This window comes from Sphingobium sp. V4 (genome assembly GCF_029590555.1).
Classification (GTDB): domain Bacteria; phylum Pseudomonadota; class Alphaproteobacteria; order Sphingomonadales; family Sphingomonadaceae; genus Sphingobium.
The window spans coordinates 1,557,931-1,572,745 of sequence record NZ_CP081001.1; the positions used below are offsets into that span (position 1 = coordinate 1,557,931).

The following is a 14,815-nucleotide window of genomic DNA, read 5'->3' on the forward strand; positions in this document are numbered from 1 at the left end:
CTTGCAAGCATGGGCCAGTTGGCCAATGGGGGCCGGACAGCCATCCCCTCCAGCCGCCGCAGGACCGAATGGACATGCCGACCGTGCCGACCCCGACTTCCCATTTCTTCACGTCGCTGCGGTCCCGGCTGCACTATCTGGACTGGGGCAATCCTTCCGCCCCCCTGCTGATCCTGCTCCACGGTGGCTTCGACCATGCGCGGAGCTGGGACTGGACGGCGCGGTTGCTGGCGAAGGACTATCATGTCATCGCACCGGACCTGCGCGGCCACGGCGACAGCGCCTGGTCGGCCGAAGGCTCGTACATGATGGCCAATTTCGTCTATGACCTGGGGCTGCTGGTCGATCTGCTCGACCGCGCGCCAGTAACCATCGTCGGCCATTCGCTCGGCGGATCGATCAGCTTGCGCTATGCCGGGCTTTTCCCCGACAAGGTGCGCAAGATCGTCGCGATCGAAGGATTGGGCCTGTCGCCCGATCGGTTGAAGCAGAAGGCGGAGGAAAATGTCCCCGATGCCTGGCGTCTGTGGATCGACGGCCGGCGCGCCAGCGCAGCTCGCGCCGGACGACGCTATCCCACGATCGAAGCCGCGATCGGCCGTATGCGCGAACGCAACGAGCATCTCTCGGTCGAACAGGCGCTGCACCTGACCCAGCACGGCGTCAACCGTAACGAGGATGGCAGCTATAGCTGGAAATTCGACCCCTATCTGAACAACGCCGCGCCCCAAGCGGGCACCGATGCGGACCTTCCGGAATTCTGGGCGCGCATCGCCTGCCCAACATTGCTTTGCCTGGGCAAGGACAGCTGGGCCTCCAATCCCGAACGGGACGGACGCATGGCGCACTTCCGCGACGCGCGACTGGTCGAGTTCGCCGAGGCTGGGCACTGGCTGCACCATGACCAGTTCGACCGTTTCATCGCGGAGCTGCGCGCGTTCCTGTGACCGGCGGGCAATGCGGCCCCGCCGCGTTCAGGCCGTGAAGTCCGCCACGGCCGCCCGATACTCCGCCTGCAACTGGGCAATGAAGCCGGCAGCCGGCTGCACCTTGGCAATCGCGCCGATGCCCTGTCCCGCCCCCCAGACGTCGCGCCATGCCTTCTTATCGCCGCCAGTCAGCGATGCAAAGTCCATGTCCTTCGCCTCCGGCAGACTATCGGGGTCCAGCCCCGACGCGACGATGCTGGGGCGCAGATAATTGCCATGGACGCCGGTGAACACGTCGGAATAGACGATGTCTGCCGCCCCGCTTTCGACGATCATCTGCTTGTAGGCGGCATCGGCATTGGCCTCCGCCGTGGCGATGAAAGGCGAGCCCATATAGGCGAGGTCCGCGCCCATCATCCGCGCCGCCGCGATCGCCCGCCCGGTCGCGATCGCGCCGGAAAGCGCCAGCGGTCCGTCAAACCACTGACGGATCTCCTGAACCAGCGCGAAGGGCGACAGCGTGCCGGCATGGCCGCCTGCGCCGGCGGCGACCGCGATCAGGCCATCTGCGCCCTTTTCGATCGCCTTGCGCGCGAAGACATTATCGATGACGTCATGCAGGACGATACCGCCATAGCTGTGGATCGCCTGGTTCACATCCTCCCGGGCGCCGAGCGACGTGATGACGATCGGCACCCTATACTGGACGCACAGTTTCAAATCCTCCTCCAGCCGCGCATTGGTGCGATGGACGATCAGGTTGACGGCGAAGGGCGCATCCTGGTCGGTCAGTGCCGCGCCCAGTCGCTGGAGCCAGGCCTCGAACACTCCCGAAGGCCGCGCGTTGAGCGAGGGAAAGGCGCCGACGATGCCGCTGCGGCACTGCGCGATGACCAGGTCGGGCTGCGACACGATGAACATCGGCGAACCGATCAGCGGCAGCGACAGGCGGTCACGGAGCAGCGGCGGCAGGCTCATGCAGGAAAATCCTCTCTCTTCAACTTATCCCCGCGCTAACACCGCTCCAGCCGCGGAAAAAGGCGAAAATAGCTGTATTGATGATATAATACAGTGATGATAGGATGACGTGGCCCAAATGTCCCAGGAGCAGGACCGATGTATAGCGAGAGCGACCTACAGGATGCCGTAGCGGCCGGCGCGATGACGCCCGAGGCCGCTCAGGCATTTCGCGACCATGTGGCCAAACTACGCGCCTCACCCATGGTCGATGAAGAACATTTCCGGCTGCTGACCGGGTTCAACGATATCTTCGTGGCGATAGCCAGCGTGATCATGCTCGTGGCGGTCGGCTGGCTCGGTAACAGCCTGCGATTCGGGGCGGAAGAGCATCATCCGGCCTTCATGTCCGGCCTGCTGGTCGCTGCGGCGAGTTGGGGGCTGGCCGAATATTTCACGCGGCAGCGGCGCATGGCGCTGCCGTCCATCCTGCTGCTGTGCGGTTTTGTCGGCGGTGTCGCCTTCGCGCTCGGCTCACTCGCGGCGCAGATATTCCCGGATGCCGGCGAACGGCAGGCCGCGTTGATCTTTTCCGGCGTGGCCGCCCTGAGCGCCGTCGCCGCCTGGGCGCACTGGCAGCGCTTCATGGTGCCGATCACCGTTGCGGTCGGCGCCGCTGCGGCTGCTGGCGTGATCGCCAGCCTCATCATTTCCGCCTTTCCCACCAGCGTGCAGCTCCCCTATCTGCTATTGCTGGCATCGGGCCTTGCGATTTTCATCCTCGCGATGCGATGGGACATGAGCGACCGGGCGCGCACCACACGCCGTTCCGATGTCGCATTCTGGCTACATCTTGCCGCCGCTCCGATGATTGCCCACTCGCTGTTCCACCTGCTGGGCGTGTTCGATGGCGACGAGATCAGCGTCGCGAAGGCGCTGATGGTGATCGCGCTCTACATCGCCTTCGGACTGGTGGCGCTGGCGATCGACCGGCGCGCGCTGCTTGTGTCCAGCCTCGCTTATGTGTTGTTCGCCCTCTATGCCCTGTTCAAGCAAGCGGGCGCGGTCGAACTGTCGGCCGCCTTTACCGCCCTTGTGATCGGATCGGCGCTGCTGCTGCTGTCAGCGCTGTGGCACCATGCGCGGGCGCTGGTCGTCAACGGGCTGCCGCCGGCTTTGACCGATCGCCTCCCCTATCTGGACCGCGCCGTTGCCTGATGGCCGCGCGACGGCCGGGTGGCAGCCGTGCGACATGCGCGGACCATCCGGCCCTATTGCCGCTCTCGCCCTACAACAGTCCCTTCGCCCGCAGGCTGACATGCCCCTGGGCCCCGATGATGATATGATCGTGGACGCTGATCCCGAGGCGTTTGCCGGCGTCGATGATCTGGCGGGTAATGTCGATGTCCTGCCGACTAGGCTCGGGCGACCCGCTGGGATGGTTGTGGACCAGGATCAGCGCCGCCGAGCCGAAGTCGATGGCGCGCCTGATAACCTCGCGCGTGTAGATCGCTGCCTGGTCGATCGACCCGTCGCCCATATGGTCGTCGCGGATCAACATATTGCGGCTGTTGAGGTGCAGCACCCGGACGCGCTCGACGCCCAGCCAGGCCATGTCGGCGCGCAGATAGTCGAGCAGCGCCTGCCAGCTGCCCAGCACCGGCCGCGCGGCGACTTCGTTGCGGAGCATCCGCAGCGCTGTAGCCTGAACGATCTTGATCGCGGCGACGCTGGTGTCGCCCATGCCGGGCACGCGGGCGATAGCTTGCCAGTCGGCCGTCATCAGCTCACCGATGCCGCCAAAGGTCCGCAGCAATTCCTTGGCCAGCGGTTTGGTGTCGCGTCGGCGGATGGCGAGCGCCAGCAGATATTCGACCAGTTCATGGTCGTGCAGCGCATCGCCCCCGCTATCCGCTAGTTTCTGTCGCAATCGCGCGCGATGCCCCGCGCCGTCATGCATGGCTTTCGCGCCCTGTTCGGCCAATCTTCCGTCCCCTTCGTCGACGCCAAGTGACGCTATGCGTTGCGAAATCGCCGGGCAAGGATATTTAGGGGGGCACAGACGTTATGGTCCCGTTACGGACCATCAGCGTCAAGCGAGAGCCGGGGTTGGCCATAGGCATGAAAGAAGAAGACGGCGAAGAGGCGATTCGCCGGGCATGGCTGCGCTGGCTTGGCGTGGGAACAGGCTCGCTGGCGCTGGTGCTGGTCGGTCTGTGGACCCAGCGTGCGCCGATCGCCGAGAATTTCGTGAGCCGGGAACTCAATCGGCGCGGCGTCCAGGCCAGCTATGACCTGATCGATGTGGGCCTGCGCACCCAGCGGATCGAGAATATCGTGTTGGGCGACCCCGCGAGGCCGGACCTCACCGCCCGCTGGGTAGAAGTCGACATCGCCTTTGCAGGGCTGACGCCGCAGGTCGCCGCCGTGCGTGCAGGCGGCGTGCGGATGCGCGGTTCCTGGCATGACGGAGCGATGCGGCTGGGCGAGTTGGACCGGTTTCGCGATCCCGATTCGACAGCGCCCTTCAGCCTGCCCGATATTCGCGTCACGCTGAGCGACGCCCGGGTGACGCTGGACACCGATGCCGGGCGGATCGGGATGCAGATCGACGGCAACGGCCATCTCCGGTCCGGTTTCAGGGGCCGGCTGGCAGCCGCAATGCCGCGCGCCGCGATCGCGGGCTGCAGCCTGTCGCACACGACCGCTATGATGACGATCGCGATGCAGCAGGGCAACCCGCAGCTATCGGGCCCGGTGCGCGCCGACGCGCTCGCCTGTCGCGACGCCGGCGCAGCGATCGCCAGGCCGGCGGCCGTCGTCGACATCTCCTTGGACAAGGCGCTCGATCACTGGAGCGGACATGTCGACCTATCGGGCCAGGCGCTCAAGGGTGGCGGCCTGGTGCTGGCCTCACCTGACGGCCGTATCGACTTCGATGGCAACACAACGCGGACCGGCGGCAAGCTGCGCATAGTCGCGACCGCGCTGACCGGGCGCGGCGCGGTTTTACGCGATGCGGCGCTTTCGGGCGACTGGGTGCTGGACCAGGGCGGCAACAGCCTTCAAGGTCTGTTGTCAGGCCAGGATCTGCATCTGGCCGGACGCGCTCCGCTGACCGCGCTGCGCGCGGCGACCGCGGGGACTCCGGTCGCCCCCCTCGCGGTGAAGCTGGCCGACGCTGTCGAGAAGGCGGGACGCCGCAACCGGCTCCGCACCACCTTCGCCCTCGTGCAGAAGCCGGGACGCGGGAGCCTCGTCCTGACCGACACTGGTCTGGACGCGCAAAACGGCGCACGCGTCGGGATCGCACAGGGCGGTCAGTTGACGCTGGCCTGGCCGGGCAAGGCTGCGGGACTGGATTGGGCGCTCAATGGCGCCATCACCACGCAGGGCGGCGGCCTGCCCCAGGCCGCGCTGCGCCTCGCGCGGCGGCCAGGAGGCGGCTTTGGCGGCGAGTTGTTCTCCGATCCCTATGCGGCGGGCGAAGCGCGGCTCGCACTGGACCGGGTGCGCTTCACCGCGGATCGTAATGGCGCCACCCGTTTCACGACCGCCATGCGGCTGGACGGACCACTGCCTGACGGCCGCCTGCGCGGGTTGACCCTGCCCATCACCGGGCGGATCGCGGCCGGCGGAACGGTGGCGATCAATCCCGATTGCGTGCCCGTGTCGCTGCTGGAAGCGCGTTACGGCAATTTCGCGCTGGGCCGGACCCGCCAGACTTTGTGCTCGGTCGATGGCGGCGCGATGGTCGCTGTGGGACCAGACGGGATTCGCGGGGGCGCGGCGATTCGCGATCTGGCGCTCGATGGCCACACCGCCGACAGCCCCCTGCGCCTTACGGCCGACCATGCGCGCGTTGTGCTGGGCAAGACAGGCTTCGCGCTCGCCAATCCCGCCCTCACGATCGGCCCGCAGGATGCCCCCGTGCGCCTGTCCGCCGCGTCGATGACGGGCGCGATGACGAAAGATGGCATTGCAGGGAAGCTGAGCGGCATGGGCGGACAGATTGGTTCGGTGCCGTTGATCGTGGAACAGGGCGCGGGCGACTGGCGCTTTGCCAAGGGTCTGTTCGGGCTGCGCTCCACCATGACACTGCGCGATTCGCAGCCAGCGCCGCGCTTCACCCCGCTGACGGTGCCGGATTTCACCCTCACCCTGAACGATGGCCGCATCGCCGCTGCAGGCACGATGGCCGCACAGCGCAATGGCGCAACGGTCGCCAAAGCAGACATCGCGCATGATCTGGCCAGCGGCCGGGGTCATGCCGACCTGGGCGTCCCCGGCCTGACATTCGGCTCGGGTCTCCAGCCAGAGGATGTGACGCCGCTGGCGCTCGGCGTCGTCGCCAATGTGACCGCCACGGTCACGGGCCAGGGTCGAATCGACTGGAACGGCTCTACCGTCACCAGCAATGGCACATTTCGCACCGACGATGCCGATCTGGCAGCCGCCTTCGGCCCGGTGGAAGGGCTGTCGGGCGAGATACGCTTCACGGACCTGATCAATCTGGTCACGGCGCCGGGACAGGAAGCGCGTATCCGGACCGTCAATCCGGGCGTCGAGGTGCATGACGGCGTGGTGCGCTATCGCCTGGAAGCGGGGCAGAAGGTGCGGATCGAAGGCGGGGGCTGGCCTTTTTCCGGCGGACAGCTCGTCCTGCTGCCGACGACTATGGATTTTTCGGCCGACGTCGACCGTTACCTGACCTTCCGCGTCATCGGCCTGGACGCAGGCGCGTTCATCCAGGCGATGCAACTCGACAACGTCTCCGCCACCGGCACGTTCGACGGCATCATGCCGCTGATATTCAATGCCCAAGGCGGGCGCGTCGCGGGCGGCGTACTGGTGGCGCGGCAGCAGGGGATGCCGCCGCTGATGATGCCCGAAGGCGTGCTGCCCAGCATTCCCTGCGACCCTGCCCGCCAGTCCGGCATATTGTCCTATGTCGGACCGGTATCCAACGAGCAACTGGGCGCAATGGGGCGCATGGCCTTCGACGCGCTCAAGGATCTCCAGTATAAATGTCTGACAATCCTGATGGACGGCGCGCTGGATGGCGAGATGGTGACGAACGTTGTCTTCAATGGCGTCAACCGGGGCAGGCTGGGCGATGTGCCGGGCGGGATCGCGCGCAACTTCATCGGCCTCCCCTTCATCTTCAACGTGCGGATCGCCGCGCCCTTCCGCGGATTGCTGGGTACGGCCCAGTCCTTCATCGACCCTTCCCAGCTGATCCAGAACAGCATAGGCGACCAGGTGCAGGATGAAATGCGGGCGGCCTCGCAACAAGAACTTGCGGTTCAGCCTCGCGAAAGCGAGACTGTGCCAGACGGGGAGCAGAAATGAAGACACGAGCAATCATGACCGCCGGTTTCGCCGGCCTTGCGCTGGGGGGATGTATTCAGGTGAAAGCCCCCGACAGGCCGATCGAGATCAACCTGAACGTGAAGGTGCAGCAGGAGGTCGTCGTCAAGCTGCAACGCGACGCCCAGAATCTCATCCAAAATAACCCGGAGTTGTTTCCGCAATGACACGCAGGATGCTCATCGCCGCAGGCGCCGCTGTTGCGCTGGCAAGCTGCCTTGTGATCACCGCGCCCGCGCGCGCCCAGTCGGGCGCCGTCGCCGCCGCGATGAATGCGGGCACCGTGGGCGAGCAGGCCGACGGCTATCTCGGCATCGCAGGGACGGTGGGTGCCGAAGTTCGTTCCGAAGTCGAATCGATCAACATCAAGCGCCGCGCGGCTTATACACAGCTTGCAGGACAACGCGGCGTGACCGTCCAGGACGTGGCCGCCGCCACCGGATGCCAGACGCTCAGCAATCGCGTGAAGCCCGGCCAGGTGTACCGGATCGGCGCCGGCGCATGGCAGACCAAGGGTGCCGGGCCGGTCGCCCTGCCGTCCTACTGCGCCAATGCGGGATGATATTCCGCGGTAGCGGACTTTTCTCATCCCTTCGTACCGCACGGATATTCTCTGCCGCAACCATGGTTGACTATCCGCAATCGCCTTTCTAAACGGGCCGCGCCTTGACGGGTGCAGCCGCAAGCGCCATGCCGACCGCCATGGGGTGAAATACCCGATGGAGGAGGCGCATGGCAGCGGATACACCCGGACAGGACCCGGCGGGCGAGGACTCGCGGATCGCTTCCCTTGAGGAGCGGATCGCAAAGGCCGAGCATGTCGAAAAGGTCAGGCAGGGGGCTACGGAGCAGCAGGCGGACGATGGGTCACGTCTGGGCAACCGGGTTCTGGCTGAACTGATCGGGGGTCTTGTCGGTGGTGCGTTGATCGGCTGGGTTCTCGACCGGCTGTTCGGCACATCCCCATGGCTCCTGCTCGTGTTCCTCGGTCTCGGGATCGTGGCGGCGTTCAGGAACATCATCAGATTGACGACGGCGAAGCGTCCCGACCAATAGGGACGCTTTTGTCATAGTCCGAAGGCTTAGACGTTACAGGGGTCAACGTGGCAGAATCCGGCAAAATCGATCCGATGCACCAGTTTGCGATCGAACCGCTGTTCGGGACGGATCATCTGTCGCTCGGCGGCTTCAACATCGCTTTCACCAACAGTGCGCTTTACATGGTGCTCGCAGCCGTGGTGCTGTGGGTGTTCGTGATTGGCGGGATGAAGCGGGAACTGGTGCCCGGCCGGTGGCAGATGGCGGTCGAATATATGACCGGCTTCATCAAGAACCTGCTGATCGCCAACATCGGCGACAAGGGGCGGAAGTATATTCCCTACGTCTTTTCGCTCTTCATGTTCATCTTGCTGGCGAACCTTTTGGGTATGCTGCCGCTGGGGCTTTTCGGGCTTCACCCCTTCACCTTCACCAGCCATTTCACCGCAACCGGCGTCCTCGCGATCATGAGCTTCTCGATCGTCCTGATCGTCGGCTTCGCCAAGCATGGCTTCCACTTCTTCTCGCTGTTCGTGCCGCACGGCACCCCGGCGCTGATGGTGGTACCGCTCTTCTTCATCGAACTCGTCTCCTTCATGGTGCGTCCGTTCAGCCTGGGCCTGCGACTGTTCGTCGCGATGACCGCCGGACACGTCCTGCTGAAGGTGCTTGCGGGCTTCGTCATCAACAGCGCCAATGCTTCGCCAGCATTGGGCCTGACCGTTGGCACCGCCAGCTTCGTCCTGATGGTCGGCATCAGCGCGCTGGAAATGCTGGTCGCGGTCATCCAGGCCTATGTGTTCGCGCTGCTGACCTCGGTCTATCTCAACGATGCCGAGAACCTGCACTGAGTTTCGATTGATTTTCCTCAACGTTTAGACAGATTTAACAAGGGAGTTTACGACATGGACGCAGAAGCCGCAAAGCTGCTCGGTGCTGGCCTGGCCGCGATCGGTGCGGGCATCGCCGCCCTCGGTGTGGGCAACGTCTTCAGCTCGTTCCTGGAAGGCGCGCTGCGCAACCCGGGCGCCGCTGACGGTCAGCAGGGCCGCCTGTTCATCGGTTTCGCCGCGGCGGAACTTCTGGGTCTGCTGGCGTTCGTCATCGCCATGATCCTGGTGTTCGTGGCCTGATCACGAATCCGGAGCGGGCAGTGCGGCGTGATCGCCGGCCCTGCCCGCTTCCCTTATTGACCGCCCTCTGATCGGACGGACCGTAACATGCCTCAAATCGCGCAAATCGCCGAAACCTATTCCAGTCAGATCTTCTGGCTGCTGGTGACGTTCGGCTTCGTCTTCTTCGTCATTGGCCTGGGCATGGTTCCCAAAGTCCAGGGCACGGCGGACGCGCGCGACGCGAAGATCAGCGGCGATCTGGATGCGGCCAAGGCGGCTTTCGCCCGTGCCGACGAAGCCGAGGCGGACTATCGCATTCGCGACGCAGAGAACCGCGCCGTTGCCCAGGCCGTGATGGCCAAGGCGAAGGCGGAGGCGGCCAAGTCTTCGGAAGCGAAGCTCGCCGCCGCGGATGCCGAGGTGGCGAACAGGATCGCTGCGGCCGAAGGCCGTATCCAGGCTGCGAGCGACGCGGCGCTGGGAGAAATCGAAACCGTCGCCGCCGATGCGGCGCGCGACATGGTGGCTCGCATTGCCGGCGTCGAAGCGTCGGAAGAAGCAGCCCGCAACGCAGTAAAGGCGGCACTGGCCCATGGCTGAGGCAGCAGCACAGCATTCGGCGGAAACGCCCCCCACGCTCGATCAGGCCATTCATGCCGAAGGCATGGAGCCGGTCGGCACCGTCGCCCATGAAGGCGCGGTTCCCCACACCGATCCCAAGGCGATCGGCATGGACGCCACCGCCTGGGTCAGCCTGGCGATGGCGGTGTTCATCGCTATCCTGCTTGTCAAGAAGGTGCCTGCCCTGATCGGCAAGGCGCTGGACGGCCGGATCGCTCAGATCAAGGAACAACTCGCCGAGGCCTCGAAGCTTCGCGCTGAGGCTGAAGCGCTCAAAGGCGAGTATGAAACCAAGCTGGCGGCCGCCGCCGGTGAAGCGGAAGCGATGCGCAAGGCTGCGGAGCATGAGGCCGAAGGGCTGATCGCCGACGCCAAGATCAACGCCGAAGCCCTGGTCGCCCGTCGCCAGAAGATGGCAGAGGACAAGATCGGGGCCGCGGAGCGTGCTGCGATCGCCGGCATCCGGGCCAAGGCGGTGAGCGCGGCAACTGCCGCCGCCGCCACCCTGATCGCCCAGGGCCACGATGCCAAGGCGGACAAGGAACTGGTCGAAGGCGCTATCAGGAATCTCGGCACGATTAATTGAGCAGCCCGCACTGAGGCGGAAACGAAAAGGGCCGATGCGCATCGTCGCACCGGCCCTTTTCGTTTGGCCGCCCACCGCCAGACGCTGCGGGCTTGCCTGGTCTCTACACTCATTCGGATAGACAGCTGCTCGCATCAGAACGCCGCGATGCGCCTCGTGTTCATTTACAGCCCGCCCGCCTCGGGCAAGCTGACATCGGCCGCATCATCGTCGAACGCATCTACCTACGCTGTTCCACAATCATTTGATCGTGGGACAGCCTGCGCGAAAGCTTGTGGATGCCAGCCATTTCCCAGGCAGCACGATCCGGCCTGATCGCTCCTATTCACCGCGGCGCCTGAGCCCAGCGTTGCAAGCAACTTTCCCGCGCGTCTTTTTGAGGAGGTATGCCGCGCAGGTGGCAGCGGCCTGGGAGTAGCGCTCGATCTGAGCGCAGCGGAGCTGGAGCGGCGTCTGGTGGCAACGGATCGTACCGCATATGGGACGCTGAGCTGCCTGACGCTCCTGCACGAACTCAGGCCGGCGATCACCGGAGGCATGGATGCCATGCCACCGCCGCACTTTCCGATCGACATCGGCGCCACCACGGCGTCCGACGCCGCCGATACGATCATTCAAGCACTTAGATAAAGCCGATAGGTTAGTTGCGGGGCAACAGGGCCATGTTCCGGAAGAAAACAATCGCCGTCACCGTTGCGATACCGGTCAGCCGGCAAAGCCGACCGAGAGGAAGGCAGGCACCGGACCGTTCCAGCCGTCATCCGGCCCCTCGTCGGCCGCGTCGTGGCGACGCTGGCGCTGCGGGACGGCGGCGCGATCCTTGCGGTCGTCGCGGCGGTCGTCGCGGGGACGCTCCTCGCGCCGTTCGCTGCGAGGGCGCGCATCGCGCTTTTCGCCCCGTGGACGGTCATCCTGGCGATCCCGGCCCTCGGCACGCTGATCTTCGCGCGGAGCTTCGGCACCGGTCGCACCGGCCGGCAGATCGGCATAGGCGATCTTGGTACCGATCAGCTTCTGGATATTGTCGATTGCCTCGGCGTCCGCTTCACTGACGAAGGTATAGGCGACGCCGGTCGCACCGGCGCGACCCGTGCGGCCGATGCGGTGGACATAATCGTCGGGGTGCCAAGGCGCATCGAAGTTGAAGACGTGACTTACGCCCTTGATGTCCAGCCCGCGGGCTGCGACATCCGACGCGACGAGGATATTGACCCTGCCCTCGCGGAACCGCTCCAGTTCGGCGATGCGCGACGCCTGGTCGATGTCGCCATGGATCTCGCCCGACTTGAAGCCATAGCGTTGCAGGCTCTTGTTGAGTTCGCGCACCGTGGTCTTGCGATTGCAGAAGATCACCGCGCTGGTGACATCCTCGACGTTCAACATGGCGCGCAGGGCCTCGCGCTTCTTGCGCGAATCGACTTTCACCAGATGCTGGGTGATGTTGGTGGAGGCAGTGGCCGGCCGGGCCACCTCGATCGACTTGGGATTGCTGAGGAAGCGGTCGGCGAGTTTCTTGATGACCGGAGGCATGGTCGCCGAGAAAAGGAGCGTCTGGCGCTGCGCCGGCAGCTTGGTGCAGATTTCCTCGATGTCCGGGATGAAGCCCATGTCCAGCATCCGATCGGCTTCGTCGATGACCAGCATCGAGCAGCCGTTCAGCAATATCTTGCCGCGCTGGAACAAATCCATCAGCCGGCCGGGCGTGGCGATCAGCACGTCGACGCCGCGTTCCAGAGCCTTGATCTGATCGCCCATCTGCACGCCACCGATCAGCAGCGCCATCGAGAGCTTGTGATATTTGCCGTACTTCTCGAAATTCTCGGCCACCTGGGCGGCGAGTTCGCGCGTCGGCTCCAAAATCAGGCTGCGCGGCATGAGCGCACGAGCGCGACCATGGGCGAGGATATCGATCATCGGCAGCACGAAGCTGGCGGTCTTGCCCGTCCCCGTCTGCGCGATGCCGATAATGTCCTTCATCATCAGCACGGAGGGGATAGCCTGCGCCTGGATGGGCGTCGGCGTGTCATAACCGGACTCGGTTACGGCCTTGAGCAATTCGTCGGAAAGGCCGAGATCGGCAAAAGTCATTCAATGGTCCGGGACAGGAGGTGGCCTGCCCTGCGCGTCCGCGGGACAGAAATCGGCCGCGACTTGCGGAAATATCGGCCTCTTGTCAAGAAAATCGCGTCATTTCCCGCCATCAATTCGCTTAATCGTCCGACTCTGCGGCAATCAGGCGACGAAAGCTGTCGATTGCGCAGCTCAGGCCGCTACGCGCGTGCAACTCGTCCCGCCCCGAACAGAGCGACCCGTCCTCATGCGGTTCCACATAGAAACCCGAATAGAAGCCGGTCGAATCGCAGCCCCGTTCCAACCGGGCGCGATAGCGATGCTCATCCGCAAGCAACAGGTCCACGCCATTGCGCACCAGGATGTTGGCCCCACGAATGGAACGGAGCGCGATACAGCGCGGTCCTTTCTTCTCTTCCCAGGCATCCCCGGCTTCCGGCGCGATTCGCGGCGGCGCCTTGCCCTTGCGGGGCATCGGCACGCGAATGATGACGCGCTGCTGAATCGTCAGCTGCGCCAATTGCACAGGCTCTCCGGCAGGCGCGGCAAGGAGCAGCAAAACGGAATGAAACAAAATGGACCCCTTCTTGCGATCCCACGCTATCGACCAACGGTTGAACAGTCGATGAATTCCGGGGCATAGGTGCGTCCATGATCGGACAGGATATCATCGACCGCTTCGCCGCCCTGCTTGGCCCCAAGGGCGTCACCGACGACCCCGACGATATCGTTCCTTGGGTCAGCGACTGGCGTGGCCGCTACCATGGCGCGGCAGCAGCGATCTTGTCGCCCGCGTCGACGGCGGAAGTCGCCGCCGCGGTGAAGCTGGCGGCGGAACTGGGCGTCGCTTTGGTGCCCCAGGGCGGCAATACGTCGATGGTGGGCGGCGCCACCCCGCCGGCGGATGGTTCCGCCCTCATCCTCTCGCTGCGTCGGATGAACCGCATCCGCAGCCTGTCGCCCGAGGACAATCTGGCGGTTTGCGAGGCTGGGGTTATCCTGAGCGTGTTGCACGACGCAGCGGAAGCCGCCGGCCGCCGCTTTCCCCTCAGCCTGGGAGCCAAGGGATCGGCCACGATCGGCGGCCTCGTATCCACCAATGCCGGAGGCACGCAGGTGCTGCGCCATGGCACGATGCGCGCGCTCGTCGAAGGGATCGAGGCGGTTCTGCCCGATGGCAGCATCTTTGACGGGCTGGACGCGCTCAAGAAGGACAATCGCGGCTACGACATAAAGCAGTTGCTGATCGGCGCCGAAGGAACGCTGGGCGTGGTCACGGCGGCATCCTTGCGGCTGGTACCCGCCATCGCGGCGCGGGCGGTGGGCTGGGTCGGCGTCAAGAGCCCCGCCGATGCCCTCCGCCTGCTGCGCCTGACCGAGGAAAAGCTCGGCGACAGCGTGGAAGGCTTCGAGGTGATCGCGAACGATACGCTGGGCTTCGTCCTCGGCCATGTACCCGGCACCCGCTCGCCGATCGAAACGCGCACCCCATGGCATGTATTGATCGAGGTGGACCATGCCGACCTGTCGGAACCTGGTCCGTCGGAACGGCTGGAAGGGGCGCTGGCAGAAGCCTTCGATCGCGGCATCGCCATGGACGCCGCGATCGCCGCGAACGAGGCCCAGGCCGAGGCCTTCTGGCGGATTCGCGAATCCCTCTCGGAATCGGAGCGGGCGCAGGGGCCAGCGCTGCAATATGATATCAGCGTGCCGGTTGCGAAGATGCCCGCCTTCATGATCGAGGCGGCGTCGGCGGCGGAAGCGACCTTTCCCGGTACGACTGCCTCGTCCTTCGGCCATCTGGGCGACGGCAATGTCCATTTCCATGTCCGCGCTCCCAGGGGAACGAGCGACGGCCCGGCGTGGATCGCCGCACAGGGTCAGGTCATCAACGCCTTCGTCCACGATGCCGTGGTCGCAGCCGGGGGCTCCATTTCTGCCGAACATGGCATCGGCCAGATGAAGCGGGCGGAGTTGGGCCGCCTCGCCAGCCCTGCCCGGATCAGCGCGCTGCGCGCGATCAAGGCGGCCTTCGACCCCAAGGGCCTGTTCAATCCCGGCAAGCTGATCCCGCTGCCCGGCGAAGGCTGAACGCGGGCCACCGACAAAGCGATTGCACCCGACCCGCA

At 65.1% G+C, this 14,815-nt stretch carries 16 protein-coding genes; 12 read left to right on the plus strand and 4 right to left on the minus strand.

The annotated features are described in order from the left end of the window. The first annotated feature begins 68 nt into the window (after nucleotides 1-68). Nucleotides 69-947 (plus strand): alpha/beta fold hydrolase, encoded by an 879-nt coding sequence (locus K3M67_RS07865; protein ID WP_285832849.1) that lies wholly within the window; start codon nucleotides 69-71, stop codon nucleotides 945-947. A gap of 27 nt (nucleotides 948-974) precedes the next feature. Here K3M67_RS07865 and K3M67_RS07870 read toward each other — a convergent pair whose 3' ends face one another. Further along, nucleotides 975-1,907 (minus strand): NAD(P)H-dependent flavin oxidoreductase, encoded by a 933-nt coding sequence (locus K3M67_RS07870; protein ID WP_285832850.1) that lies wholly within the window; start codon nucleotides 1,905-1,907, stop codon nucleotides 975-977. A gap of 138 nt (nucleotides 1,908-2,045) precedes the next feature. On the opposite strand from K3M67_RS07870, the gene K3M67_RS07875 reads away from it, so the two are divergent. Further along, on the plus strand, nucleotides 2,046-3,104 hold the full coding sequence (locus tag K3M67_RS07875; protein ID WP_066859293.1) for a hypothetical protein: 1,059 nt from the start codon (nucleotides 2,046-2,048) through the stop codon (nucleotides 3,102-3,104). A 70-nt stretch (nucleotides 3,105-3,174) separates the two neighbouring features. Here K3M67_RS07875 and radC read toward each other — a convergent pair whose 3' ends face one another. Next, the gene (gene radC / locus K3M67_RS07880) at nucleotides 3,175-3,846 is read right to left on the minus strand and encodes a RadC family protein (RefSeq protein WP_443018156.1); all 672 of its coding nucleotides are present in this window, start codon (nucleotides 3,844-3,846) and stop codon (nucleotides 3,175-3,177) included. A 161-nt stretch (nucleotides 3,847-4,007) separates the two neighbouring features. Here radC and K3M67_RS07885 point away from each other — a divergent pair, with 161 nt between their 5' ends. From K3M67_RS07885 to K3M67_RS07925, 9 genes are all read left to right on the plus strand, one after another. Then, complete coding sequence (locus K3M67_RS07885; RefSeq protein ID WP_285832852.1) at nucleotides 4,008-7,238, plus strand: intermembrane phospholipid transport protein YdbH family protein; 3,231 nt, start codon at nucleotides 4,008-4,010, stop codon at nucleotides 7,236-7,238. Further along, nucleotides 7,235-7,423 (plus strand): YnbE family lipoprotein, encoded by a 189-nt coding sequence (locus tag K3M67_RS07890; protein ID WP_066859290.1) that lies wholly within the window; start codon nucleotides 7,235-7,237, stop codon nucleotides 7,421-7,423. Before K3M67_RS07885 ends, K3M67_RS07890 begins: the two co-directional genes overlap by 4 nt. Further along, a complete protein-coding gene (locus K3M67_RS07895; protein ID WP_066859289.1) occupies nucleotides 7,420-7,818 on the plus strand; it encodes a YdbL family probable chaperone protein in 399 nt (132 codons plus the stop codon). The genes K3M67_RS07890 and K3M67_RS07895 overlap by 4 nt, the downstream gene beginning before the upstream one ends. 170 nt (nucleotides 7,819-7,988) lie before the next feature. Beyond that, nucleotides 7,989-8,312 (plus strand): AtpZ/AtpI family protein, encoded by a 324-nt coding sequence (locus K3M67_RS07900; protein WP_066859288.1) that lies wholly within the window; start codon nucleotides 7,989-7,991, stop codon nucleotides 8,310-8,312. A gap of 47 nt (nucleotides 8,313-8,359) precedes the next feature. Further along, on the plus strand, nucleotides 8,360-9,145 hold the full coding sequence (locus K3M67_RS07905; RefSeq protein WP_066859287.1) for a F0F1 ATP synthase subunit A: 786 nt from the start codon (nucleotides 8,360-8,362) through the stop codon (nucleotides 9,143-9,145). A 54-nt stretch (nucleotides 9,146-9,199) separates the two neighbouring features. Beyond that, complete coding sequence (locus K3M67_RS07910; protein WP_004207392.1) at nucleotides 9,200-9,427, plus strand: F0F1 ATP synthase subunit C; 228 nt, start codon at nucleotides 9,200-9,202, stop codon at nucleotides 9,425-9,427. 87 nt (nucleotides 9,428-9,514) lie between these two features. Then, a complete protein-coding gene (locus tag K3M67_RS07915) occupies nucleotides 9,515-10,009 on the plus strand; it encodes a F0F1 ATP synthase subunit B family protein (RefSeq protein WP_285832853.1) in 495 nt (164 codons plus the stop codon). Beyond that, entirely contained in the window at nucleotides 10,002-10,616 is a 615-nt protein-coding gene (locus K3M67_RS07920; RefSeq protein WP_285832854.1) for a F0F1 ATP synthase subunit B family protein, read from the plus strand. The genes K3M67_RS07915 and K3M67_RS07920 overlap by 8 nt, the downstream gene beginning before the upstream one ends. Before the next feature lie 456 nt (nucleotides 10,617-11,072). Next, nucleotides 11,073-11,246 carry a hypothetical protein gene (locus K3M67_RS07925; RefSeq protein ID WP_285832855.1) on the plus strand — a complete coding sequence of 58 codons (174 nt, stop codon included), beginning with the start codon at nucleotides 11,073-11,075 and terminating at the stop codon, nucleotides 11,244-11,246. Between the two features lie 75 nt (nucleotides 11,247-11,321). On the opposite strand, the gene K3M67_RS07930 is transcribed toward K3M67_RS07925, so the two are convergent. Both K3M67_RS07930 and K3M67_RS07935 read right to left on the minus strand, forming a co-directional pair. Then, nucleotides 11,322-12,704 (minus strand): DEAD/DEAH box helicase, encoded by a 1,383-nt coding sequence (locus K3M67_RS07930; RefSeq protein ID WP_285832856.1) that lies wholly within the window; start codon nucleotides 12,702-12,704, stop codon nucleotides 11,322-11,324. Between the two features lie 121 nt (nucleotides 12,705-12,825). Beyond that, nucleotides 12,826-13,260 (minus strand): hypothetical protein, encoded by a 435-nt coding sequence (locus K3M67_RS07935; protein WP_066859283.1) that lies wholly within the window; start codon nucleotides 13,258-13,260, stop codon nucleotides 12,826-12,828. A 77-nt stretch (nucleotides 13,261-13,337) separates the two neighbouring features. Between K3M67_RS07935 and K3M67_RS07940 the strand changes: the two genes are divergently transcribed. Then, a complete protein-coding gene (locus tag K3M67_RS07940; protein ID WP_285832857.1) occupies nucleotides 13,338-14,777 on the plus strand; it encodes an FAD-binding oxidoreductase in 1,440 nt (479 codons plus the stop codon). Nucleotides 14,778-14,815 lie beyond the last annotated feature (38 nt).